This is a genomic window from Sorangiineae bacterium MSr11954 (assembly GCA_037157815.1).
Classification (GTDB): Bacteria; Myxococcota_A; Polyangia; order Polyangiales; family Polyangiaceae; genus Pendulispora; species Pendulispora albinea.
Window position 1 is genome coordinate 7,970,210 of record CP089984.1, and the last position, 23,159, is coordinate 7,993,368.

Consider the following 23,159-nt stretch of genomic DNA (forward strand, 5'->3'; position numbering starts at 1 on the left):
CATGCAGCATCGCGTTTCGTCGATCATATTGGCCCTGCTCGGCCTGATGCCGGGCTGCAGCCACGATCCCCCGACCATCACCCCGCCGCCCAGCACGGGCCTCGACATCCGCGGCGTCGTCCGGCGCGATGGCGAGATGCTCGAGGGCGCCGCGGTGCTCGTGGGCCAAAGCCTCACGTACGACTCCGACGACGGCATCCCCGGGCCGCACCGCACGCACGCCCTGCCGCCGCCGGGCGAAGCGCACGATTTTTTCACCGATCCGCACGGTGGCGAGAGCGACGAGGGCGTGCCCCCGCGCGCGGCGATCCGTCGTTCGGGGCCCGGCGGCTTCTTCTTGTTTCCCGGTGTGACCCTCGTCCGAACGGCGAGCCAGTACGATATCGCCGTCCGCGACGACTCGGATCCCGTGCCCTCGTTCACGCATTTTTTGGGGATCGCGGCCAACGATCGCCAGTACACGGTGGCCGGCGAATCGCTGCGCAAGGCTTGGTCGTGCCACGTTCGCGTGCACCTCGCGGATCTGCCCCCGAACGCCAAAGCCTTTTACGTGGCCTCGGGGAGCGTGATCCGGCTGCGCGATGACGACGATGGCGGGGGCTTTACGTTCTTCTGGAACACGTCGTACCAGACGAGCATCGAGCTCCAGGCGCTCGTCTACCTCGAAGATCCGGCGACCAAGCTGCCGCGCGCGTACCTGGGCGGCGCGCGCCGCACGCTCTTGGCCATGGGCGGGCGCGACGAGGAGTGGGTTCCGACCCTGGAGCCGATCGGCGTCTCCACCATGGAGCTCGCGCTGCTCCCGAAGGACGGCGCGCGGGGAAGCGTCTTCGTCGACACGGGCAATGGCAGCAACGCGCGCGAGATCGGGCGGCTGAACGACGTCTCCAGCCGCGTGGTGCTGCCGCACTTCGAGAACGTGCGCTACACGTTGCGGGCCGAGCGCGCGGCGGGCGGGGCGACGAGCACGATCGTGCGCCACTTTTCGCGGGTCCCGCCGAAGGTCGAGGCCACCTTTCCGCCGGCCGCGAGCTTGATGGGCGATCTGCGGCCGGGGTCGAGCATCCCGCGCGATACCTGGTTTCGCTGGACGGCCAAGGGGATCGCCCGGCTGCGCGTCGACGCCGGCCGCCTCGGGCGCATCGACATTCTCACCTCGCGCGGCGCGGCGCGCCTCCCCGTCGAATCGCTGGCGCTCCTCGGACTGACCCTTCCTCCGAAGACGCCCGTCAACGTCTCGATCCTCCGCGTACCGGACTTCGGCAGCATCGACGCGGCCACCGACTCCGCCGGCTTTGCGTACCAGGATCGCGATCGCAGCGAGTCGTTCGCGCTGCCGCTGGTTCTGCAGTAGGCGCTAGGCCGAGCTACGGCGAACAGGCCAACGCGCGGCTGCGGCGCGCGGCTTCCTGGGCGGTCACCGAGGAAGGCTTGGCGCCGCCCCAACGCTCGCGCACCTGCCGGTAGGCGTCGCACGCGGCGGGGATGTCGCCGAGCTTCTCCTTGGCTTGACCGAGCCAGAGGTTGGACCGCACGCGCAGCGCGCCTTGGTGCAGCCCTTGGCACGTGTGCGACACCTTGTCGAGCAGCGGCGCCGCCTTGGCCGCGTCGCCTCGAAGGAGCTGCAAGTGCCCCTCGAACGCCTCGAGCGTGCCGATGTTGAAGGTCCGCCTTCGCGATCGCGGGAGGGGCTCGCGCTCGCGAAGGCGCGGGTCTTCGCGCATCGCCTCGTCGGCGTGGATGCGGGTGCCGGCCGCGGGCCCCCAGCGAAAGAGCCATCGCTCGAAGGCATCCATGCGCGCCTGGTTGGAGCGCTCCCACCCGGCGCTGGCTTCGCGCCAGGCGTCGGGGGTCATCTGGCCATGCTCGACGGCCACGCCCAACAAGGTGGTCTTGGGGTACTCGGAGCCCAGGTTCGACTCGCCTTTGAGCCACGCTTCGTTGCGGCGGAGGAAGCGCTCCGCCACCCCGGCCGCCTGCGCGGGGCGCCCCATTTCGAGCAGGCTATCCACGGACGCCAGCGCCGCGCACAGATGCGGGGCCACATTGGCGGAGCCCGTGACCAGGCGCTCCAGATCGTCGGACGCGCGAAGGGCGCCGTCGAAGTCGCCCATCCAGACCGCGAGCTTCGCCTGATCGCAGAGCTGCGTCCAGCCGCGCTCCGCCTCGGGGAGGTTCTTCCACCGCAGGAGCAGCGCCTCCTCCACCGCCTCGCGCGGGGCGCCGGACGAGGCCAACGAGGGCGCCAGCTCTTGGTACGCGGCGGGTTGGTTCGGCTCCCACGAGATCCACGTGCGCGCGGCGTCGGCCGCATCGTCGCAGCGCCCCGCGCGGCGCAAGGTGCCGCTTCGGACCTCCATGCAATCGACGGCGCCCGGCGCCACGTCCAGGCACGTGTCGAGGGCCGCGAGGGCCTCCACGGGGCGGTCGAGCGCCGAGAGGAGAATCGACTTGTACGACCACGCGTCGGCGTACTTGGGATCGAGCTCGATCGCGCGATCGATCAAGGTGAGCACCCCCGCGAGCTCGGCGGGGCGCATGATGATGTTGCGCTTGCGATCGGCGGCCAAGGTGTAGAGCTCGGCGTCGTTGGGGAAGCGCTGCAGGGCTTCGAGGAGGATCCGCTCCGCCTCCTCCTCGTGCGCATCGGGCGGCTCGATCAACGCCGACCACGCGTCGAGCACGAAGCGATCGCGCTCGGTCAGCCGATCGCGCAGGGCCTGCGCGCGCCGCAGCTGCTCGCGCGTCTGCTCGCGCGGGCGAAAGGGCTCGTCCAGCATCGTCAGGCGCAGCTGCGCCTCGGGGCACGATGAATCGCTCTCCGCGGCGCGCTCGAACAGCCGAAGCGCGCGCCGGTAGCCCGCCTCGCGAAGCGCGGCCAAGCCCTCGCGCAGCGCGGTGACGGCGGCCGAGGAGCACTGCGGCGATATGGGCAGGGACGTCACCACCACCGCGGCCGGCGCCGGCGCGGGTGTTTCTTTGGGGGACGGCGGCGGCGCGACCTTCAGAGCACCCGAGCGGACCAAGAGCACGCCGGCCAGCGCGAGCCCGATCGGAAGAACGCCCAGCACCAACGCGCGGCCCATGCGCTTGCGCGTACCGGGCGCCTCGGGTGCGCCGGGAGCCTCGGGTGCGCTGGGTGCGGCGGAGGCGCTCGGGGCAGGCGGCGGAGGCGTCTGCCCGCCGCGCGTCTGCGTGCTCGCTCCCAGCGCCGTGACCAGCGGATCCATGGTGGGGAAGCGCTCGTCGCGGCGCTTGCGGAGCGCCTTCGAAATGGCCGAGCCGAGATCGGCCGGCAGCGGGATGGGCTCCGGTTCGTCCGAGAGCACGGACGCCAAGGTCGCGAGCGCATCGTCGCCGGGCCAGGGCAAGCGGCCCGTGATCAGCTCGTATGCGGTGACCCCCCAGGCGAATTGGTCGGCGCGCCCATCGAGCTCCTCGCCGCGAATTTGCTCGGGCGCCATGTACGCGGCGGTGCCCATGATGCGATTGGGGACGGCGGTCGCGAGGCCGAAGTCGAGGATCTTGGCGGCGCCGTCCTCGCCCACCATCACGTTCTCCGGCTTCACGTCGCCGTGCACGAGGCCCGCTTGGTGCGCCGCGGCCAGACCGCGCGCCACGTCCATCATCCACCCGATGCGACGATCGAGATCCGCCCCCGGCTCGCCCACGTACGCGCGCAGGGTCTGACCGACGATGTACTCCATCGCCAGAAACGGGACCCCGTCGTGCTCCCCCACGTCATAGACGGTGACCACGTTGGGGTGGCTCAGCGCGGCCGCCGCGCGCGCCTCCCGGAGCAGGTGCGCGGTCGCCTCGCCCTCGACCGCATGGCGGAGCACCTTGAGCGCCACCCTCCGCTCCAGCACCGTGTCGTGCGCGGAGAACAGCTCGCCCATGCCGCCCGAGCCGAGACGCCGCCCGAGCACGTAGCGTCCGAAGATCGCGCCGGGGGCGAGCTGCGGGCGGGCCGGCGCGGCGGCGACGATCTTGGGCTCGCTGGGCGAGAGCTCGGCGATGCGCGCCAGCTCCTCGCGCACGATCTCGGCCGAGTCGGGCCTTTGGGCGCGCTCCTTTTCGAGGAGGCGGGCCACCAGCTCGTCGAGCGCGCGCGGAACGTCGGGGCGCAGATCGGCCACGCGCGAAGGTTGGAGCAGCACCAGCTTGGCGAGGGCCGTGAGGGCGCGCGAGCCCTCGAAGGCCTCCGTGTCGGTGAGGCACCGGAACAAGACGCAGCCCAGCGAAAACAGGTCGGCGCGCCCGTCGAGGTTATCGACGCCGTGCGCTTGCTCCGGGGCCATGTACCCGGGGGTGCCGACGATCATGCCGGTCATGGTGAGGGTCGATTGGGCGCCATCGATGGAGCGGCTCAATCCGAAGTCGGCGATCTTGGCCTGCTCGAGATCGCCGTTGGGGATGAGCACATTGCTTGGCTTGATGTCGCGGTGCAGGACGCCCACCGCGTGCGCCGAGGCCAGCGCATCGGCCACCCGCCGGCCGAGCGTGATCACATCGGACACCGACAGCGGTCCGCGCCGGAGCCGCGCCGCCAACGTTTCGCCGTCGACCCACTCCATCGCCAGAAAGGGCTGCCCCTCGTCGCCGGTGCCGTGGGCGATGAAGCGGATGATGGCGGGATGACGAAGCTTGTCGAGGGCCTGGGCCTCGGCGCCGAAGCGGCGGGCGGCGAGGGGGCCGGTCTTGCGCAGCACCTTGAGGGCGACGACCTCGCCGCTGCTCTCATCGATGGCGCGGTAGACGATGCCCATGCCGCCCACGCCGGCCTCGCGCTCGATGCGAAAACGTCCGGCGAAGATGTCGTTGCCGTTCGTGCCGCCCACCTTGAGCGCCTCGACGAGATGCCGCGGCACCCGCCTCAAAAGCCGACCCCCAGCACGACGCGAGCCTCCTCGAGCATCTCTTGTTCGCTGGTGGTGCTGTCACGAAGCGCCTCGAGCACCGCGGCTCGAAATTCACGCCGTGCGTAGGTGAGACGATTGTTCACATCGCGGACGGAGATCCCCAGCTTGGCCGCGACATCCGCGTAGGAGAGCCTGTCCGGCTCGTCGCTCAGGTGAAACAGCTCGAAGGCGCGAAAATGAACGTCTTTGCCGGCGCGCCCGCACGACTCGCGGAGCCCCAAGACCGCGAGCTCCAAGAGGTTTTTCACCCACTCGAGCTCGAACAGCTTCTCGGGATCGGGCAGGGGCGATTCGTGCTCCTCCAGCTCCTCCTCCGCCGCCTTGAAGTCCAGCTGGAGAAACCGGGCACCGCCCCCGCGCTTTTTGGCGAGGCTTTGCCTTCCGAGGTCGACCACCAAGCGGTCCACGCACACACGAACGAAGGTCCGAAAACGGGCCCGCCCCGACTCGTAGCCGAGGAACGTGTTTTTATCGATCGATCGAAGAAAAAACTCCTGGGTGATCTCTTCCGCGTCCCCCGGCATTTTGCGCCAACGAAGCCGCACATACTTGTAGATGGGCTTCCAGTACATCCTCGAGAGAACCCGGAGCGAGCGCGCCCGCTCCACGGGGTCCACGCTGCGCGCACCAAAGACGGCCGACCCGGGGGTGGTCGGAAAATCGCCCTTTCCGCCGCCGCGCAGCACCGCACTGCGCGCGTCGTGCACGTCAGGCAAGAGGTTCGTAGCTCGAGGGTTTGCCCCCATTGGTGCAATCTTGCATCGCTTTTGCAGGGCGGTCCACGAAAGCCCAGCAACAGTCAGTTATCAAATCGGATGACCCGCTCCAACCCGAATAGGTTGTCATAAACACAACGTCGCCCGCCGTCACAGGTTACTGAGCCAAACGTCAAGCGTTCATCGCCCTGTCACAATGACGCAGAACATCTAAGAACGAAGCGAAAGAATCGGACCTCGTCGGCCTTTCGGCGCGAGTCTTACGGAAACGGGTGCCTCGATGAGACCTTTCGGCGCGAGCCTTACGGAAACGGGTGCCTCGATGAGACCCTCGCCGGCCTTTCGGCCCGCGAGTTACAGGAACGGGAGCCCTCGTTAGCCTTTTCGGCCCGAATCTTACGGAAAACGCGAGCCTCGATGAGACCCTCGTCAGCCTTTCGGCCCGCGAGTTACAGGAACGGGAGCCCTCGTCGGCCTTTCGGCCCGAATCTTACGGAAAACGCGAGCCTCGATGAGACCCTCGTCGGCCTTTTCGGCCCGAATCTTACGGAAAACGCGAGCCTCGATGAGACCCTCGTCAGCCTTTCGGCCCGCGAGTTACAGGAACGGGCGCCCTCGTCAGCCTTTCGGCCCGAATCTTACGGAAAATGCGAGCCTCGATGAGACCCTCGTCAGCCTTTCGGCCCGCGAGTTACAGGAACGGGCGCCCTCGTCAGCCTTTCGGCCCGAATCTTACGGAAAATGCGAGCCTCGATGAGACCCTCGTCAGCCTTTCGGCCCGCGAGTTACAGGAACGGGACAGCTACGGGACGTGTACGGCTTAAGACCCGCTACTTGCCCTCGACCTTTGGCGCAGGCCGCGACTCGTCAGCCTTGATCGAGTAACGCACCAGCGCGCGCAGCACTTGGTTGCGATCGACGTTGCCCACGATGCTCTTGATGTCCTCGTACACGCTGGGATCGACCAAGAGCGCGCCAAGGGTCCCCTTCCCTTGCTTGAGCCCATGGACGATGTCGCGAAGATCGTCGCTCATGGCGTTTACGTTGCTCATGAGGTGCTGGGAGTTCGTGTCGCCGTAGATGAGTGCATGCGCCAGACCATTGCCGGTGCGAACCGCTTCCAAGTCCTTGTGCACCTCGGCCATCGCGCCTGAGGCTTGGCGCGAAAGATCCCCGTCGTAGACGAGCGCATGGGCGATGCCGGGGCCCTCCTTCATGTGCGTGGTCACGTCGTGGAAGTCGGCCGAGGCTTGCTCGAGGTTCGAGAGCATGCGGTCGAACTTTTGGCCCTCATGAGGGTCCATCAGCGCGCGGTGCACCACGCTGTCGTTCTTGGCGATGCCGTCGAGGATCTCGCGCAGGCTTCGGATGCTCCCGCGCATGTCCTCGGAGAACTGCGGATCGCTGAGCATGCGCGTGCCCTGCTCGATGTTGTCGACCGCCTTGCCCGCCTTGTTGGCGATCTCCTCGAATTTGCTGATGTATTTCTGGATGTCAAGCGGCTCCTCGGTCTTCAAGGTCTGCCCCTCGGGCAGCGGCCCCAGCTTTCCATCCGACGAGAGCTCGATCATCTTGTCGCCGAGCAGGCCCTTGTTGACCACGCGCGCCACCGTGTCCTCGCGCACCCGCTCCTTCTCGTGCTTGACGACATTCAAGGTGACATAGATGCGCACGTCGCGCGGATCGCCGTTGTGGCCCACGGACTCCACCGTCCCGATGTCGACGCCGCCCATGCGCACCGGCGCGCCCGGCTTCAGGCCCGACACGTCGGCGAACGCGGCTTTGTAGATCACCTTGGGATCCCAAAGCCTTCGATTTTCTCCGATGAGAAAGACGGCAATGCCACCGAGCACCAGCCCTGCAAGAACGAAAATCCCGACCTTGATCGACTTTTCCATGCTTTTCCTGAGTGCCTAACCGTGCGGACCCTGCGTGACCCGAAGGCTGCCGCCCCCGTCCTTCATGACGCCAAGAGCGAGGAGACGTCCTCCGTCTCGGGGGCTTTGCCGTCGATGAAGTCCCGAACGTAGGGCTCCTTCGTGTTCCGGAAGTCGTCCATCGACCCGGCCATGAGGACCTTTCCTCGACCGATCATGACCATGCGATCGGACACCGAGAACGCCGTGCCCATGTCGTGGGTGACCACGATGCTGGTGATGCCGAACGCCTTCTTGATGCCGTTGATGAGGTGGTTGATGCGCGCGGTGTTGATGGGATCGAGCCCGGTGGTCGGCTCGTCGTAGAGGAGCACCTCGGGCTGCAGCGCCAAGGTCCGGGCCAGCGCCACGCGCTTCTTCATGCCGCCGGAGAGATCGCTCGGGCGCATCTCCTCGATGCCCGGCAACCCCACCGACGTGAGCGACTGCGCCACCCGCTCGCGGATCTCCGAGTCGCTCATGGTGTCCCAGAACTGCTCGCGCAAGCCGTATGCGACGTTCTCGCCCACGCTGAGCGAGTCGAACAGCGCGGCGCCTTGGAACAGGTACGCGATGCGGCGGCGGATGTCGTGCATCGCCTGCTCGCTCATCGACTGGATCTCGTTGCCGTCGTAGGTGATGGTCCCTTGGTCGGCGCGGAGGAGACCGATCAGCATCTTGAGCATGACGCTCTTGCCGCTGCCCGACGCCCCCAGCACCGTGGTGGTCTCGCCCCGGCGGATCTCCAGGTCGAGATCCGTGTAGATGATCTTGGGCCCAAAGCGCTTTTTCACGTGGGAGAAGCGGATGAAGACATCGCCCACGGCGGTCGCCGGCTCTTCACGAGCGAGCTTGCTCCGCGCGGCGCTAGCACCAGAAGCGGCTTTCACGCGGAGCACTCTAGCGGATTTGGGTACGAGCCGCTTCCTTCTGCTAAGCGGGCTCTTGCGTGGATCTTACTTCGCTTCCGCAGGCTTGCCCGTCACGGCCTTCGCGCGGCGCTTGCCCGACGGGCGCTTCTTCTTGGCGCCCAACCGCTGCGTCATGCGCTTGTCGATCCACTCGGTGAGCGGGGCGGCCACGTAGATGCTGGAGTAGGTACCGGCCACGATGCCGATGACCACCGCCAGCGCGAAGTCCCGGATGACGCCCGTCCCCCACACGAAGAAGGCGAGCATGCTGAGCATGGTCACGCCGGCCGTGAGGATGGTGCGCGAGAGGGTCTCCGACACGCTCATGTTGATGATGTCCCAGAAGGACTTGCCGCGGTGCTTCGAGAGGTTCTCGCGGATGCGGTCGTAGATGACGACCGTGTCGTTCATCGAGTAGCCGACGATGGTCAGCACGGCGGCGATGGTGGAGACCGTGATCTCCTTTCGCAGAACGACGAACACGCCGATGATCACCATGGCGTCGTGCACCGACGCGACGACCACGCCCGGCGCGAACCGAAGGTCGAACCGGAAGGCGAGGTAGAGCATGATGAAGACGATGGCGATGGCGACCGAGTTGCGGGCGCTGTCGCGCAGCTGCTTTCCGGCCTTGGGACCGACCCACTCCACCTTCAGCGGCTGCGCGGGCACCGTGTCGGCGCCCAGCTTGTCGCGCAGGCCGTCCATGAGCTGATCGCCCTTGGACTGCAGCTGAATCTCCACGTGGTTGTCGCGCTGGTTGACGATCTGCGGGTTGTCGGCCGCCGCGCGCAGGTTGATGCCGCCCACGCTGCGGACCTGCTCCTTGATCTTCTCCAGATCGGGCGTCGAATCGTAGCGGGTGGAGATCTTGTCGCCGCCGGGGCTGAATGTCACCTCGGTGGCGCGCGCGTTGGACGGGCACGCGTGCTCGTCGGCCACGGCCGCGGCCGCGTCGGTGGTCAGGCAGAGCGCCTTTTTGAGCTGCTCTTTCGTGGCGTCGGTCACGCTGCTGACCTCCTGCACGCGGATGATGAAGTGGCTCGGACTCTTCACGTCCTGCACCTGCACCACGTCCGGCGTTTGGTAGCCGAGCGACTCGACCGTCTGACGCACGGTGTGCGCTTCGACCGCCTTCGTGAACACCACCTCCACCTCGGTTCCACCGCGGAAGTCCGTGCCGTAGTTCGGACCGGGCCACCAGAGCGAGACGAAGGAGGCGAAGACCAAGATGAGGCTCAGAGGGATCCAGAAACCCCGCTGGGCCATGAAATCGAACGTACGACCTGGTTTGAAGAGCTCCATCTTAGAACTCCGCGCCCACGCTCAGGCGCTTGACCTTCGCCCCGCGCGCCCACCAGTCGAAGACCAAACGCGTGCAGAATACACCGGTGAACAAGCTGCACACGATGCCGACGATGAGGGTGACGGCAAAACCTTTGACGGGACCTGTCCCGTACTGCGCCAAGATGAGACCTGAAATGAAGACGGTGACGTGGCCGTCCAGGATCGAAGAAAACGCTTTGTCGTAGCCGGCTTCCACGGCCGCGCGCACGGTCCTTCCCGCGCGGAGCTCTTCGCGGATGCGCTCGTTGATGAGCACGTTCGCGTCGACCGCGATACCGATGGTGAGCGCTAGCCCGGCGATGCCCGGCAAGGTCATGGTGGCCTCCAGCGACGAGAGGATCGCCAGCTGGAGCAGCATGTTGAAGACCACCGCCAGGTCGGCCACGATGCCCGACTTGCGGTAGTAGATGGCGAGGGCCAGGAGAACCAGGCCCGAGCCGGCGAGCATGCCCTTGAGCCCCTCGCCGATGGCGTCGCGGCCCAAGGAGGGACCGATGCGCGTCTCGTTCGACGGGGTCATGGGCGCCGGGAGCGCGCCCGAACGAAGCACCAGCTCCAGCTTGCGCGCCTTCTGCAGCTGCTCCTCGGGATCGCCCGCGCCCATGGTGATGCTCGCGCGGCCGCCGGCGATCTTGGAGCGAATGACCGGCGCCGAGTCGATGACCTCGTCGAGGATGATGGCGAAGCGCCGGTTGACGTTGGCGCCCGTGATCTCTTCGAACCGCTCCGCGCCCGCGGGGCTGAAGCTCAAACCGACGTAGTACTGACCGAGGCCCTGGTTCTGCTCTTGGGCGACCGTCGCGTCGGTGATGTTGTCACCGGTGATCTCCGCGCGGCCGAACAAGTAGAACGTGCGCCACCCGAGCTCCGTGGTCTTGCCCGTGTCGGGATCCGTCTCCTCGATGGCCCAGAAGCCGACTTGGTGATCGTCCGGCACGTTCAAGGTGGAGGCCCAGGCCTTGAAGCGCTCGCGGCACTCGGTGTTGCTCTCGTTCTCGCGCTTGGTGATGCGCGCGAAGTGCGTGGGGATGGTCTTGCCGGGGCCGTTGGGGGCGTTCTCTTGGTAGATGGCGATGCCCTCGCCCTCGGGCAGCTCTTCGTCTTTGATCTTGCCGAAGAAGTCGTGCTCGTCGTCCACCATCTTGAACTCGAGGCGAGCGGTCCGGCGGATGATGTCCTTGATGTTGTCGAAGTCCTTCTCGTTCTCGCCCGGGACCTCGATGATGATGTCCTCGTCGCGGGTGGTGATGCCCGCCTCGCGCAGACCGAGACCGTCGACCCGGCGCGTGACCGTGTCCTTGGCCGTCGCCACCGCGCGCTCGCGGATCTGAGTCTCGACCTCCGTGCGGATCTTGAAGGTCACCTCGTCGGCGCCGGGGCCGCGCGTCTGCGACATCTCGGTCAGGAACTTCTTCGAGAAGCGATCGTCGATCTTGGCGATGTCGGCCGCGTCGGTGAACTTGATGCGGAGCACGGCGCTCTCGGGCTTGGAGATGCGCACCTTGGCGTCGAGCTTCTGCATCTCCTCGCGGGTGATGAGGCCCTCGCCGGAGTGGAAGCCAAAGGCGGTGCCGAGCTCCTGCCGCATCTCGTCGGCGAAGTGATCGCGCTTGTCGCGGATGGCCTGCTCCACCTCCACCGTGTACACGAGGCGGAGGCCTCCGCGCAGGTCGAGGCCCGGGGCGATGTGGAAGTCCACGCGGTCCTGGATGTAGCGCGGGCAAGGGACCTTACCCTCGCTCATACGGTGCGCCGTGGGCCACACCATGATGCTGCCGCACAGGAACGAGCAGACCACCAGGCCCGTCTTGAAGCGCCATGCGCCGTCCATGATCGGGAGCAGACCGACCAAGCACCAGACGATGATCAAGCCGCAGGTGACGATGCCCCAGAACGTGTCGGCGCGGAAAAAGAGATACCCGCCCACCGCCGCGTTCATGATGATGAGCAAGAGGCGCATTCTCGCGGGCACCACCAGGAGCGCGAGAAGACCGGTCAGGATGCCGATGGACGCCGGCCAGGCCGGGTCGATCGCCAAAAACCGCTCGGAGATGACGGCGAAAACCGCACAAAGGCCGATGATGGCCAGCGCGACGCGCGAGACTGTGCTCATTTTTTGTCCGTTACCGGTTTCGCGTCCTTCACGTCGTCCTTCTTGGCCGGGGCGGCCTCGGTGCTCGCGCCGAAGGGGCTGATGGAGCTCGCGAGCATCTGCACTGTGGTCCCCGGGGCGATCTTGACCTTGGCCAGGCGCTCGTCGATTTCGATGATCTCGCCGATGAGGCCCGAAGTGGACACGACTCGGTCGCCCTTTTTGAGCTTGGCCCGCTCCGCCGCTTCCTTCTTCTGACGCCTGAACATCATGAAGAGGAACGGCACCATGATCAGGAACGGCAGGAACATCATGATCCCACCGCCCGGAGGGGCCTGTTGCTGCGAGCCGCCTCCAGCCGGAGCATCCTGAGCGACGCCGGGGGTGCCCGCTTTGGGCTGGACGTTCTGGAAGGATAGGTATTCGGTCGTCACTTAGGCAGCTGCTTTCTGGCTTCTGGTTCTGGCGTTTGCCCCGGCCAACGGCCTCGGTTGCCCTTCGGCTCGAAGCTGATGGAGCGCACGCCCGGCGCCGCTGAAGTAGTCATATCGGGGCCGTTCGTCAATTACGGTTTGGAGCGGCCTCATCAATCTTTTGCGCAGCGGAAGCCAACATTGGGCCCGGCTTCCATGGAAGAACCCCAGTTTCGGCTGGTGGCGCGGCTCGCCAAAGGTGAGGAGAGCCAACCTCCACCGCGCAAAACATGGCTCGCTCCCGACCGAGGTGATGCTCCTTCCGCGACATGCTCGGCATACCAATCGGCCGTCCACTCCTCGACGTTGCCGGTGAGGTCGAGCACGCCGAAGGTGCTCGATCCCGAGGGATGGGTGCCCACCCGCGCGGGTCGTTGGCCGGTGCAGGTGCGGGAGGACGATTCACGCACCAGGGTGGCCGCCAGGGCGCAGTACGTCCACCCACCGCCCCACGGGTAGCGCACGGAGAAATTTCCGCGGGCGGCGAATTCCCACTCCGCCTCGCGCGGAAGGCGCTTTCCGACCGCGCGGCAGTACGTATCGGCGTCCTTCCAGGTCACGCAGGAGATGGGCAGGTTCGGATCGTCCAGATCGAACGTGCACTGGGCGCTGCGCGAGGAAGGGCGCGCGCACATGTGCCGGTTGACGCAGGCGCGGTAGGCCTCGACGGTGACCTCCGTTTTGTCGATCCAGAAGGGCGCGACCGTCTCGTGGTGCGGCGGGCGCTCGTTGGGCGGCGCGAGGGGATCGGCGGTGCCCATGGAGAAGCGGCCGCCGGGTAGACGCAGCATGCCGTCGGCGTAGGGAACGGCAATCTTCGGCGGTGCGTGCGAGCGGCGCGCTTCGCCCGGGGGCGGGGTTGGCGGCGCGGTGGGTGCGGGCTCGTCGGTCTCGCCGTCTTCGGGTGGGGGAACGTCGCCGGGCGGGGGCGGTGGAGCATCGCCGGGTGCGGGCGGTGGTGTCGATGCCGAGGCCGATGCGGGCGCAGGTGCCGACGATGGCGCGGGGGCGGGGGCGGACGGATCGGGGGGAGGCGCTGCATTTTCGGCGCGCGAGACGCCTGTGCGCAGGGCTGCAGCCGCGAGCAGCGCAAGGAGGGAAGCCGCCGCGAGCCCGGTGGCGCGCGGGCGACGAGGGATCGTGGTTCGGGCCATCTTCAGCCGGAAATGGGGAGAGGGGCCGGCGGCTTGGCGGTGGGCGCTCTCCACTTTACGCAAACGCCGTAGCCGTGGGCCATCGAGTAGCCCAGCTCGACGCGCACGCGGATGATGCCATCGCAGCCGAGGACCCGACCGCGCTCGCGAAGGGCGCCCATCACGTCCTCCAGATCGGAGTCGCCGTCGAAGCCGATGGCTTGGAGCATCGCCACCTCGTAGAAGGCGTTCGGCGGGGCTTGGTCGCCGACATAGACTTGCACGTCACGGCCGGTGGGCGGGGTCGGAGGCCGGAACATGACCTCGTGCACCTCGGTGTAACCCCCGCACGCCGCGGTGCTCGCAAAGGCGACCGCGGTCGCGACGGCGCGCAACGCCTTCGTCGCGCGGCTCGCGTGGCTCGAGGACACGCGGGAAAGCAGCTGCCGCATGGGCGATCGGGCGCTCACGGTACCCCCTCTTGGTTCGGCGCGCTCAGGGCGCGGCCCGACATGGTGACCACCATCACCTCGTGCGAGGCAGGGTACGCCGCGGTGCCGTAGCAGCGGTAACGGGAGGGCCAACAGTTGTACGAGTAGAAGCCCGCTTGCCAGTAGTTCACGATTTGAAAGCGCGCATCGACCCGCTCGACCAACGCGGCATTTCCACCGAGGTCGGCGACCCTTTTGGCGAACACCGGGAGGAGGTTCTCGATGATGCCCTCCTCCCCCACCGCGTGCACCTCGACGAAGCCGAGATCGCGCCCGCCGGGCGGCGCCGTGGTCGTATAGATACCGACGGCGCCCGAGCGCGCGGGCAGATTGAGCGGCCCCGTGCGAATGGCGCTCGATCGAACCGAGGAGCAGCCAAAGCCGCCCACGGCGAGCGCCATCACGATGCCACAGCCGATGGAAAGAAAGCGGTGCACGTTAGGAGCTTAGAAAATGCTGGGGGCTCCGCAAGGAGCTTCCCAGGCTAAAGCAGATTGGCGGCCAGCTCGGCAAGATCGCTGCGCTCGCCCTTCGCCAGGACGATGTGACCGGCCAGGCGCTCTCCGCGGAACTTGGCGGCTGCGATGGTCAAGCCATTGGAAGCGCTGTCGACATACGGATTGTCGATCTGGCCGGGATCGCCCGTGAGCACGATTTTGGTGCCATCCCCCGAGCGCGTCACGATGGTCTTGACTTCATGCGGCGTCAGGTTTTGCGCCTCGTCCACGATCATGAACTGCTGGGGCAGCGAGCGGCCTCGGATGTAGGTCAGCGGTTCCACTTGGATCTGACCGCTCTCGAGGAGCTCGGCGTAGACGCGCGGTCCCTTGCGAGCGCCGCTCGAGAAGAGGAACTCCAGGTTGTCGAAGATGGGCTGCATCCAGGGGTTGAGCTTCTCGTCGACGTCGCCGGGCAGAAAGCCGATGTCGCGGCCCAGCGGCATCACCGGGCGCGAGACGAGCATGCGCGTGTAGATGCCGTCTTCCACGGTGCGCTTCAAGCCGGCGGCCAGGGCGAGCAAGGTCTTGCCGGTGCCGGCCTTGCCAACCAAGGTGACCAGCCGAATCGACTCGTCGAGGAGCAGGTCGATGGCGAAGCTCTGCTCCTTGTTGCGCGGGCGGACGCCCATCACGCCCTCGCGCGGGGTACGAAGGGCGCAGACCTCGCGCTTGGCGGCATCGTAGCGACCGAGCGCGGTGTGCGAGGGGTTGGCCCGGTCGCGCAAGAGGATGCACGTGTTGGCCGAGAGATCGTCGGGGTTGGGCGGGGTGTAGCGACCGTCGTGGAAGAAGTTGTCGATCTCGCCGCTGTCGACCTCGAGCTCCTTGATGCCCGAGTCCAGCTGGTCGGCGTCGACCCGAACATTCTCGTAGGTCTCGGACACCATGCCGAGCGCATCGGCGCGGATGCGCAGGTTCGTGTCCATGGTGACGAAGATCGTGGGGCGGCCGCCGTCTTGCTCGCGCACGTCGAACGCGGTCTGCAAAATGGCTTGGTCCATGGCTGCCTTGTCGATGGCGCTGGGCAGCTCGGGGCGCTTGGACGGCACCTGCACCCGAAGGCTTCCACCCGAGTCGAGCGGGACCCCCGTGGAGAGCGAGCCTCCTTTTTCGCGCAGCTCATCGAGAACCCGCGCGATCTGCCGCGCATTTCGCCCGCGCTCGGAGCCCTCTCGCTTGAATTGGTCGACCTCCTCGATGACGTAGATCGGGATGATGACGTTGTTGTCTTCGAAGCGGAAGACGGCGCGCGGATCGTGGAGGAGGATGTTCGTATCGAGGACGTAATTTTTCTTCATCGGATGAGCGGACGCGGGCGTGGACGAAATCGGTTCGGTGACGTCTTGGTGAACACGGCGATCGGGCCGCGGTGACGATCCTCAGACTATCTGACAACCGCCAGACTATCTTGCGTCCCGTGTCATTCGCCATAAGTCCCGAAATTTCAGCGGAGCCCGCGGGCTTTAGCTGGCTCCGCAGGGTCGACCAGGCGCTGCGCGAGCTTTCGCAGCGCGTTACGCTGCTCGGGGCGGCCACACCGCGCAATGCGCGCGAGGAGCGGTCACGGCTGCAGGCGCTGGCCGAGCGGAGGCGCGCGGCCGTGCCGATGTGGCGGTATGCGGCGCTCGATCTTGGCGAGGTGCGGCGGCGGTTGGAGGCGATCGCGGATGCGCTCGTGCGGGTGCGGGCCGCCGGGGATGCTCCGTTGGTCGGGCTCTACGAGGCGAAGGTTCGTGAGCTCGAGCTCGAGGCGCGCATTTGTGAGTGCGTCGGTCGGGAGAAGGCGGGGGTGCTCGCGGCGCAACGTTTTGCGTCGTTTGGCGTCGATCTCGCGGCGGGGGCGGAGCGGCTTGCGGCGTGGTGGATAGGCTCGGCCGCCGTGCCAACGTGGGAACGAACGGTTCCAACCGATGACGAGACAAATCCGGACTCGCTCCTATCGCTCATGCGGCATGAAGTGGGAAGGAGGCGAATCCCCTTCGCCGTGGTGGTGCACCCGCAGCTCTCGGCGCTGGCAGCCACGGGGAATCAGACGATTCTCATCGCCGCAAGCCGCCGCATCGCGGTCGACGCCGCGCGCCGAACGGTGATGCACGAGGTCGAGGGGCATGTGCTCCCGCGCGTGCGCGCCGCAAAATCCGCGATCGGGCTCTTTGCGCTGGGCACGGCGCGCGGCGCCGATGAGCAAGAGGGGTATGCCCTCGTCCTCGAGGACCGCCACGGGTTTCTCACGGCCATCCGGCAGCGCGAGCTCGCGGGCCGCTACCTCGCCGTGCGCGCCATGCGCGAAGGAGCACCCTTCGCCGAGGTCGTCCAAAACCTCGTCGCGGACGGCATCCCGCCGCGGGACGCGGTCGTCATGGCCGAACGCGCCTTCCGCGCCAGCGACGGTACCTTTCCCGGCCTCGGCCGCGAACGTGTCTACCTCGAATCGTACCTACGCGTGCGCGCGCACATCGCGCAAACGCCCGAGGACGAGGCGGTCCTCGCCTCCGGACAGCTCGCCCTCGAAACGCTCGATACGCTCAGACCTTACGCCGCGACCGGGTGACGCGCGCCGCCGCACGCGGCACCTCGCGCTTGGCACGCGTACCATCACGAACATCGCCCCGCTCGCGCGCGCCGCTCCCATCGCGAACGTCACCCCGACCGCGCGCGCCGCTCCCATCGCGAACATCGCCCCGCTCGCGCGCGCCGCTCCCATCACGAACATCGCCCCGCTCGCGCGCGCCGCTCCCATCGCGAACGGCGCCCCGACCGCGTGCGTCGCTCCCATCGCGAACGGCACGCCCAGCGCCCCCCTCGCCCGCACCGCGCTGCGCGCTCGCCGCCACCGACTGGAACAGGTGCATCACATCGTGCACCAACGTATGGGTCCCCGGTTGAAGCTGGCTTTGCGTGATCTCCGTCACGGCTTCGGGCATCTTGAACGAGAGACACCCATCGAGCAGCAAGCACGCCAGCCCGTGCACCACGGACCACGCGAACACCACCAGGACGCGCTCGGATACGGGGACCGCGAGCCCTTCGTCGATGTAAGCCTGCACCACCTCGATCAGCCGATCGAATGCCTTGTGCCCGCACGCCTGTGCGGAGGGGAACCGCGTCATGTCGACGAAGTCGGGGCCGAACATCACGCGGAAGTGCGCGGGGTGCTGAAACGCAAAGCGAACATAGGCCTCCCCCGCACGACCCATCCTGCCCGCCGCCGGCGACTCCGGCTCGCGCACCCGATCGAGCTCCTGCTCGAGCAGGATGAACCCCTGCTGCGCGATGGCCGCCAGGATCGCCTCGCGATCGGGGAAATAGTGGTAAGGCGCTTGGTGGCTCACCCCCGCGCGCCGCGCCACCTCGCGCATGCTCAAGTTCGCGAGCCCGCCCTCGGCCATCAGCGCCACCGCCGCCTCGAGCACGCGCGCCCTCACGTCCTCTTCGGGTTCGACGCGGGCGACAGCTTGGCTCTTGGACGATTTGGGCATCGGGTTCGAAGAGTCTGACATAGCAAAAATCGAAGCCAAGCGGGGACGGGCATGAGGCCGCGCACCGCCGGCGGAGCACCGCGCGCCAACGGCGGAGCACCGCGCGCCAACGGCGGAGCACCGCGCACCGCCGGCGGAGCGCCGCGCGCCGATGGCGGAGCACCGCGCCGATGGCGGAGCAACCCGCACTCCGACGGCGGAGCACCGCGCGCCGAGGTCAATGTGAAACATTGTGAAGCCTGTGGTGCAATCTTGACAATGTCAAGGCAGGCATCTAGACACTGTCAATAGACACTGTCTGGGAGGCCTTATGCGCGCGGGAGCACGTGTTTTTTTCGGGTTGGCAGCGTCCGCGATGGCGGCCGTGGCCGCGGCGGGTTGCAAGGGAGCGCCGAAGGATGCCGCGGCGGCGGAGCCCGCGTACGAGTCGCCTTCCATCGCGGTTCGCCTGACCTCCGTGCAGCGCGGCCCCGTGGCCCGTCCCGTGCGCGGCGCGGGCGTGGTGCGGTTGAAGAGCGAGGCGGATCTCTCTTTCAAAGTGGGCGGCGTGGTCACCGCGGTGCTGGTGGAGGAAGGCGCGCGCGTGCGCAAAGGGCAGGTGCTCGCGCGGCTCGATCCCACGGAGGTCGACGCGGCCCTGCGCCAAGCCAACGAAACGTCCGCGCGCGCCGAACGCGACGTCGAGCGCGCCCGCAAGCTCCACGCGACCAACGCCATCCCCGTCTCGGATCTTCAGAACGCCGAGACGGCGGCCGCCCAGGCCAAGGCCGGCGTCGACACGGCCGCGTGGAACGCCCAGCGCGCGGTGGTGGTGGCCCCCGACGACGGCCGGATCGAGCGACGCTCGGTCGATCCGGGCGAGATCGTGATGCCCGGCACCCCCGTGTTCCACGTCAGCGGACGCTCGCGCGGCACCGTCGTGCGCGCGGGGCTCACCGATCGCGACGTCTTGCGCATCGCCACCGGGGAGGCGGCCAAGGTCGTGCTCGACCTCTTCCCCGACACGCCGCTCTCGGGCAAGGTCTCGCAGATCGCGGCCGCCGCCACCCCGGGCATCGGCACCTTCGACGTCGAGGTCTCCATCGATCAACCGCTCCCCGCGCGGCCCGAGGGCGCCCTCCCCATCGCCATCCTCTCGGGCATGACCGCCAAGATCGAGATCGCCCACGTCGAAGCCGATCTCGCGACCGTCCCCATCGCCTCCCTCACCGAGGGGCGCGGCGACGCGGCGTCGGTCTTCGTGGTGGACGGTAAGGTCGCGCGGCGCGTGCCGGTGAAGGTCGCCTTTTTGAGCCAGGACCGCGCGGCGCTCCTCACGCGGCTCGACGGGCACGATCGGGTGGTGGAGGCCGGCGCCTCGGATCTCGACGATGGTTCGGCCGTGCGCGTGCTGCCATGAGCGAGTTCGCCGTCAAACGGTGGCAGTTTACCTTGGTGGTCTTCCTGGCGCTGGCGGCGCTGGGTATTCAATCGCTCATCACCATCCCCAAGTCCGAGGATCCCACCTTCCCGGTGGCGAGCTTCGTGGTGGTCGCCGTGCTCCCCGGCGCCACGCCCACCGACGTGGAGCGGCTGGTGGTCGATCCCGTCGAGACCAAGCTCAAAGCGCTCGACGACGTCAAATCGATCAAGACCAACATCGAAGATAGCCTCGGCTACATCAACATCGAGTTCATCGCCGGCGCCGATCCCGACAAGAAGCACGACGAGGTGCTGCGCGAGGTCAACGGCCTGCGCCCCACGCTCCCCCCCGAGCTGGTGCGCCTCGACGTGAAGCAGTTCAACACCAAGAACGTGAACATCGCCGAGTACGCGCTGGTCTCCGCGCAGGCGAGCTACCACGAGCTGGACACCATCGCCCGCGCGCTCAAACGGCGGCTGGAGAACACCCCCGGGGTGGACGTGGTGGAGACCGCGGGTCTGCCCAAGCAGGAGGTGACCGTCTCGCTCGATCTGGAGCGCATGGTCGCCCTGGGCATTTCGCCGTCGGAGGTGATCGCGGCCATCGGCGCGGAGAGCACCAACGTGCCCGCGGGGAGCGTCGAGACGGGGCCCCGGCGCTTCAACGTGAAGACCAGCGGCGACTATGCGTCCGTCGACGAGGTCCGCACCACCGTGGTGCGCAGCTCCGGGGGGAGCAGCGTCCGGGTGGCCGACATCGGCGATGTGTGGCTTCGCGATGTGGAGTCGTCCCCCATCGCCCGCTTCGACGGGCAGCGCGCGGTGTTCGTGGTGGCCACGCAAAAAGAGGGGCAGAACATCTTCACCGTGAAGGCGGGCTTGGACCGCGAGGTGGCCGCCTTCGAGAAGACGTTGGGCCACGGCGTCAAGCTGGTGCACGGCTTCGACCAATCGCAGAACGTCGAGCACCGCATGAGCGGCTTCTCGCGCGACTTCGTGCTGGCCATCTTGCTGGTGCTGCTCACCCTCTTGCCGCTCGGATTGCGCGCGTCGGCGGTGGTCATGATGTCCATCCCCCTGAGCCTCGCCATCGGCGTCTTCTTCCTCAAGGCCACGGGGTTCAGCATCAACCAGCTGAGCATCGTCGGCTTCGTTCTGGCGCTGGGGCTCCTGGTCGATGACTCGGTGGTCGTCGTCGAGAACATCACGCGCCATTTGCGCGAGGGCAAGGGCCCGCGCGAGGCGGCGATTTCGGCCACCAAGCAGATCACGTTGAGCGTGCTGGGGTGCACGGCCACCTTGGTGTTCGCGTTCCTTCCGCTGCTGGCGCTGCCGGGTACGGCGGGGCAGTTCATTCGCGCGCTGCCGGTGGCGGTGGTGTTCACCATCGGCGCCTCGCTGCTCGTCTCGTTGACCATCGTGCCGTTCTTGTCGAGCCGCCTCTTGGTCCCGGAGGGCGAGCACGGGAACGTCTTCTTCCGCGGTATGACGTGGGCCATCGAGGGCACCTACCGGCGGGCGCTGGTGAAGGCCGTGCAGTACCCCAAGACGTCGCTCCTCTTGGCGGCGGCGCTCTTCGCGGGGAGCCTCCTCTTGGTGCCGCGCATCGGATTCAGCTTGTTCCCCAAGGCGGGGGTGCCCCAGTTCATGGTGCAGATCGAGACGGCCGAGGGGGCGAGCCTGGCGGAGACGGACCGCGCGGCGCGGTTCGTGGAGGAGGTGCTCGGACGCCACCCGGAGGTGAGGAGCGTGGCGACCACCATCGGGAAAGGGCACCCGCAGATTTATTACAACGTGGCCCCGCGCAACGAGAAAGCCAATGTGGCGGACGTGTTCGCCGAGGTGGGCTCGCACGGGCTGCAGGCGGAGAAGCTCTTCGGCCAGATGCGGCAGGAGCTGCAGGAGTACGCGGGCGCGCGCATCGAGTTGAAGGAGTTCGAGAACGGTCCCCCGCTCGATGCGCCCATCGCCATGCGGCTCCTCGGCAACGATCCGGAGGCGCTGGAGCGCGCGGCCACCGCGGTCGAAGAGATCTTGCGCAAGATCGACGGCACGCGCGATGTGCGGAATCCCTCGCGGGAGCGCAGGACGGATCTTCGCGTTCGCGTGGACCGGGACAAGGCGGCCGTGCTCGGGATCGCCGTGGCGGACGTGGATCGCGCGGTGCGGTTGGCGATCGGCGGGGCCACCGCCGGGAAGTACCGTGAGCAGGGCAATGAGGAGGCGTTCGACATTCGGGTGACGTTGGCTCGAACGGCGGGCGCCAGGGCGGAGCGGGCCGTTGCGCCGGATCTGGGCGTGCTCGAAAAGCTGTATGTGGCGACCACGAAGGGTGCGGCGGTGCCGCTGTCGCAGGTGGCGACCATCGCGCTGGAGCCGTCGCCGACCAAGATTCGGCATTATCAGCGTGAGCGCAGCGTGGCGGTGACCGCGTACGTGCGCGATGGGTACAACACGGACCGGCTCACCAAGCAGGCGCTCGCGCGCATCGAGGCGCTGGAGCTCCCCGCGGGGGTGCGCTGCATGGCGGCCGGTGAGCTCGAGGGGCGGCAGGAGAGCTTCGGCGGGCTCGGTACGGCGATCCTCGTGGCGGTGTTCGGGGTCCTGGCGGTGCTGGTGCTGGAGTTCCGCACGTTCAAGAGCACGTTGATCGTGGCCTCGGTGATCCCGCTGGGGATCATCGGCGGCCTGGTGGCGCTCTACCTCAGCGGCAATACCCTGTCGTTCACCGCGAACATCGGCTTCGTCGCGCTCATGGGCATCGAGGTCAAGAACTCGATCCTGCTCGTCGACTTCACCAACCAGCTGCGGGAGGAGGGCGTCCCCATCGACGATGCCATCCGCCGCGCCGGCGAAGCGCGCTTCGTGCCCATCCTACTCACCACCCTCACGGCCATCGGCGGCCTGATCCCGCTCGTCCTCGAACACTCGAGCCTCTACTCGCCGCTGGCCCTGGTGCTGCTCGGCGGCCTTTTGAGCTCGACCTTCCTCGCGCGGGTGGTAACACCTGTACTTTACAAGCTTCTCGCGCCCGAGATCGAGGTTCAGGCCGCGCGCGCCTTGGGGAACAGCGAGTCGATGATCGCGAGCGACGCAGCCAGCGCCTCCTTGCGCTGACCCATGCCGATGCCCTCCGCGCGGATCACCTCGATGTCGTGGACGCCGAGGAAGTTGAGCACCTGCTTCAAGTACCCTTCGTGCATGTGCTCGACCGGGGTCCCGGCGTAGACGCCGCCGCGGCTCACCACCACGTACGTCTTCTTGTCCGGCACCAAGCCCTCCGCGCCATGGGCGCCATAGCGGAACGTCTTGCCCGCCACCACGACGCGATCGATCCACGACTTGAGGGCGCTCGGGATGGTGAAGTTGTAGAGCGGGGCGCCGATGACCAACACATCGGCCGCCTCGAGCTCGGCGATCAGCTCGTCGCTCAGCGCGGAGGGCTCGCTCTCCTTCGTGGCGGGGGAGATGTGCGGGAGCGGGTTCGCGCCCAGATCGCGGTAGGTCACCTGAATGTCGGGAAACGCCCTGCGGTACGCGTCGACCAGGGCGTGGGTCAGCTCGCGGGAGACGGACGCCGAACCGAGGATGCTGGAGTCGAGGTGCAGAAGCTTCATGGAGTTCATGGTGTGTGCCTCTCTCAAAAAGGAAAACGGAGCTCGAGGTGGAGCTGGAGCTCGAGGGGCCGCGCTCTTCCTCGGAGCGCCCGCCGTCGATGAATCGAACCTACCCACGGGCCGACCCCCGCACTAGGCATCGAAATCAGGACAGATTGTTC

Annotated in this window: 17 protein-coding genes; 4 read left to right on the top strand and 13 right to left on the bottom strand. The window is 67.5% G+C overall.

The genetic code is table 11. The annotated features are described in order from the left end of the window. Position 1 precedes the first annotated feature (1 nt). Positions 2-1,354 (top strand): hypothetical protein, encoded by a 1,353-nt coding sequence (locus LZC94_30835; protein WXB12235.1) that lies wholly within the window; start codon positions 2-4, stop codon positions 1,352-1,354. 13 nt (positions 1,355-1,367) lie between these two features. Here the strand turns inward: LZC94_30835 and LZC94_30840 are convergent, their stop codons facing one another. The 11 genes from LZC94_30840 to LZC94_30890 form a co-directional block, all read right to left on the bottom strand. Beyond that, the gene (locus LZC94_30840; GenBank protein WXB12236.1) at positions 1,368-4,871 is read right to left on the bottom strand and encodes a protein kinase; all 3,504 of its coding nucleotides are present in this window, start codon (positions 4,869-4,871) and stop codon (positions 1,368-1,370) included. Between the two features lie 5 nt (positions 4,872-4,876). Beyond that, on the bottom strand, positions 4,877-5,629 hold the full coding sequence (locus LZC94_30845; protein ID WXB20273.1) for a sigma-70 family RNA polymerase sigma factor: 753 nt from the start codon (positions 5,627-5,629) through the stop codon (positions 4,877-4,879). Positions 5,630-6,468: 839 nt separating this feature from the next. After that, positions 6,469-7,536 carry an MlaD family protein gene (locus tag LZC94_30850; protein WXB12237.1) on the bottom strand — a complete coding sequence of 356 codons (1,068 nt, stop codon included), beginning with the start codon at positions 7,534-7,536 and terminating at the stop codon, positions 6,469-6,471. A gap of 62 nt (positions 7,537-7,598) precedes the next feature. Then, on the bottom strand, positions 7,599-8,378 hold the full coding sequence (locus tag LZC94_30855) for an ABC transporter ATP-binding protein (GenBank protein ID WXB20274.1): 780 nt from the start codon (positions 8,376-8,378) through the stop codon (positions 7,599-7,601). A gap of 132 nt (positions 8,379-8,510) precedes the next feature. Next, complete coding sequence (secF, locus tag LZC94_30860; protein WXB12238.1) at positions 8,511-9,734, bottom strand: protein translocase subunit SecF; 1,224 nt, start codon at positions 9,732-9,734, stop codon at positions 8,511-8,513. A gap of 37 nt (positions 9,735-9,771) precedes the next feature. Then, positions 9,772-11,925, bottom strand: a complete 2,154-nt coding sequence (gene secD / locus LZC94_30865; GenBank protein WXB12239.1) for a protein translocase subunit SecD — start codon at positions 11,923-11,925, stop codon at positions 9,772-9,774. Next, positions 11,922-12,338, bottom strand: a complete 417-nt coding sequence (gene yajC, locus LZC94_30870) for a preprotein translocase subunit YajC (GenBank protein ID WXB12240.1) — start codon at positions 12,336-12,338, stop codon at positions 11,922-11,924. Before yajC ends, secD begins: the two co-directional genes overlap by 4 nt. Positions 12,339-12,490: 152 nt before the next feature. Beyond that, on the bottom strand, positions 12,491-13,138 hold the full coding sequence (locus tag LZC94_30875) for a formylglycine-generating enzyme family protein (GenBank protein WXB20275.1): 648 nt from the start codon (positions 13,136-13,138) through the stop codon (positions 12,491-12,493). Positions 13,139-13,533: 395 nt separating this feature from the next. Next, positions 13,534-13,980 (bottom strand): hypothetical protein, encoded by a 447-nt coding sequence (locus LZC94_30880; protein ID WXB12241.1) that lies wholly within the window; start codon positions 13,978-13,980, stop codon positions 13,534-13,536. Then, complete coding sequence (locus LZC94_30885) at positions 13,977-14,438, bottom strand: hypothetical protein (GenBank protein WXB12242.1); 462 nt, start codon at positions 14,436-14,438, stop codon at positions 13,977-13,979. Before LZC94_30885 ends, LZC94_30880 begins: the two co-directional genes overlap by 4 nt. A 47-nt stretch (positions 14,439-14,485) precedes the next feature. Continuing rightward, positions 14,486-15,799 carry a PhoH family protein gene (locus LZC94_30890; protein WXB12243.1) on the bottom strand — a complete coding sequence of 438 codons (1,314 nt, stop codon included), beginning with the start codon at positions 15,797-15,799 and terminating at the stop codon, positions 14,486-14,488. A 119-nt stretch (positions 15,800-15,918) separates the two neighbouring features. Between LZC94_30890 and LZC94_30895 the strand changes: the two genes are divergently transcribed. After that, entirely contained in the window at positions 15,919-17,052 is a 1,134-nt protein-coding gene (locus LZC94_30895; GenBank protein WXB12244.1) for a flavohemoglobin expression-modulating QEGLA motif protein, read from the top strand. Here LZC94_30895 and LZC94_30900 read toward each other — a convergent pair. Next, entirely contained in the window at positions 17,027-18,001 is a 975-nt protein-coding gene (locus LZC94_30900) for a WHG domain-containing protein (GenBank protein ID WXB12245.1), read from the bottom strand. The two genes, LZC94_30895 and LZC94_30900, sit on opposite strands and share 26 nt — an antisense overlap. Before the next feature lie 334 nt (positions 18,002-18,335). Between LZC94_30900 and LZC94_30905 the strand changes: the two genes are divergently transcribed. Then, positions 18,336-19,379, top strand: coding sequence for an efflux RND transporter periplasmic adaptor subunit (locus LZC94_30905; GenBank protein WXB12246.1), 1,044 nt, complete (start codon positions 18,336-18,338; stop codon positions 19,377-19,379). Continuing rightward, the gene (locus LZC94_30910; GenBank protein WXB12247.1) at positions 19,376-22,498 is read left to right on the top strand and encodes an efflux RND transporter permease subunit; all 3,123 of its coding nucleotides are present in this window, start codon (positions 19,376-19,378) and stop codon (positions 22,496-22,498) included. Before LZC94_30905 ends, LZC94_30910 begins: the two co-directional genes overlap by 4 nt. Here LZC94_30910 and LZC94_30915 read toward each other — a convergent pair. Then, positions 22,426-23,007 carry an NAD(P)H-dependent oxidoreductase gene (locus LZC94_30915; GenBank protein ID WXB12248.1) on the bottom strand — a complete coding sequence of 194 codons (582 nt, stop codon included), beginning with the start codon at positions 23,005-23,007 and terminating at the stop codon, positions 22,426-22,428. The two genes, LZC94_30910 and LZC94_30915, sit on opposite strands and share 73 nt — an antisense overlap. Between the last annotated feature and the right edge of the window lie 152 nt (positions 23,008-23,159).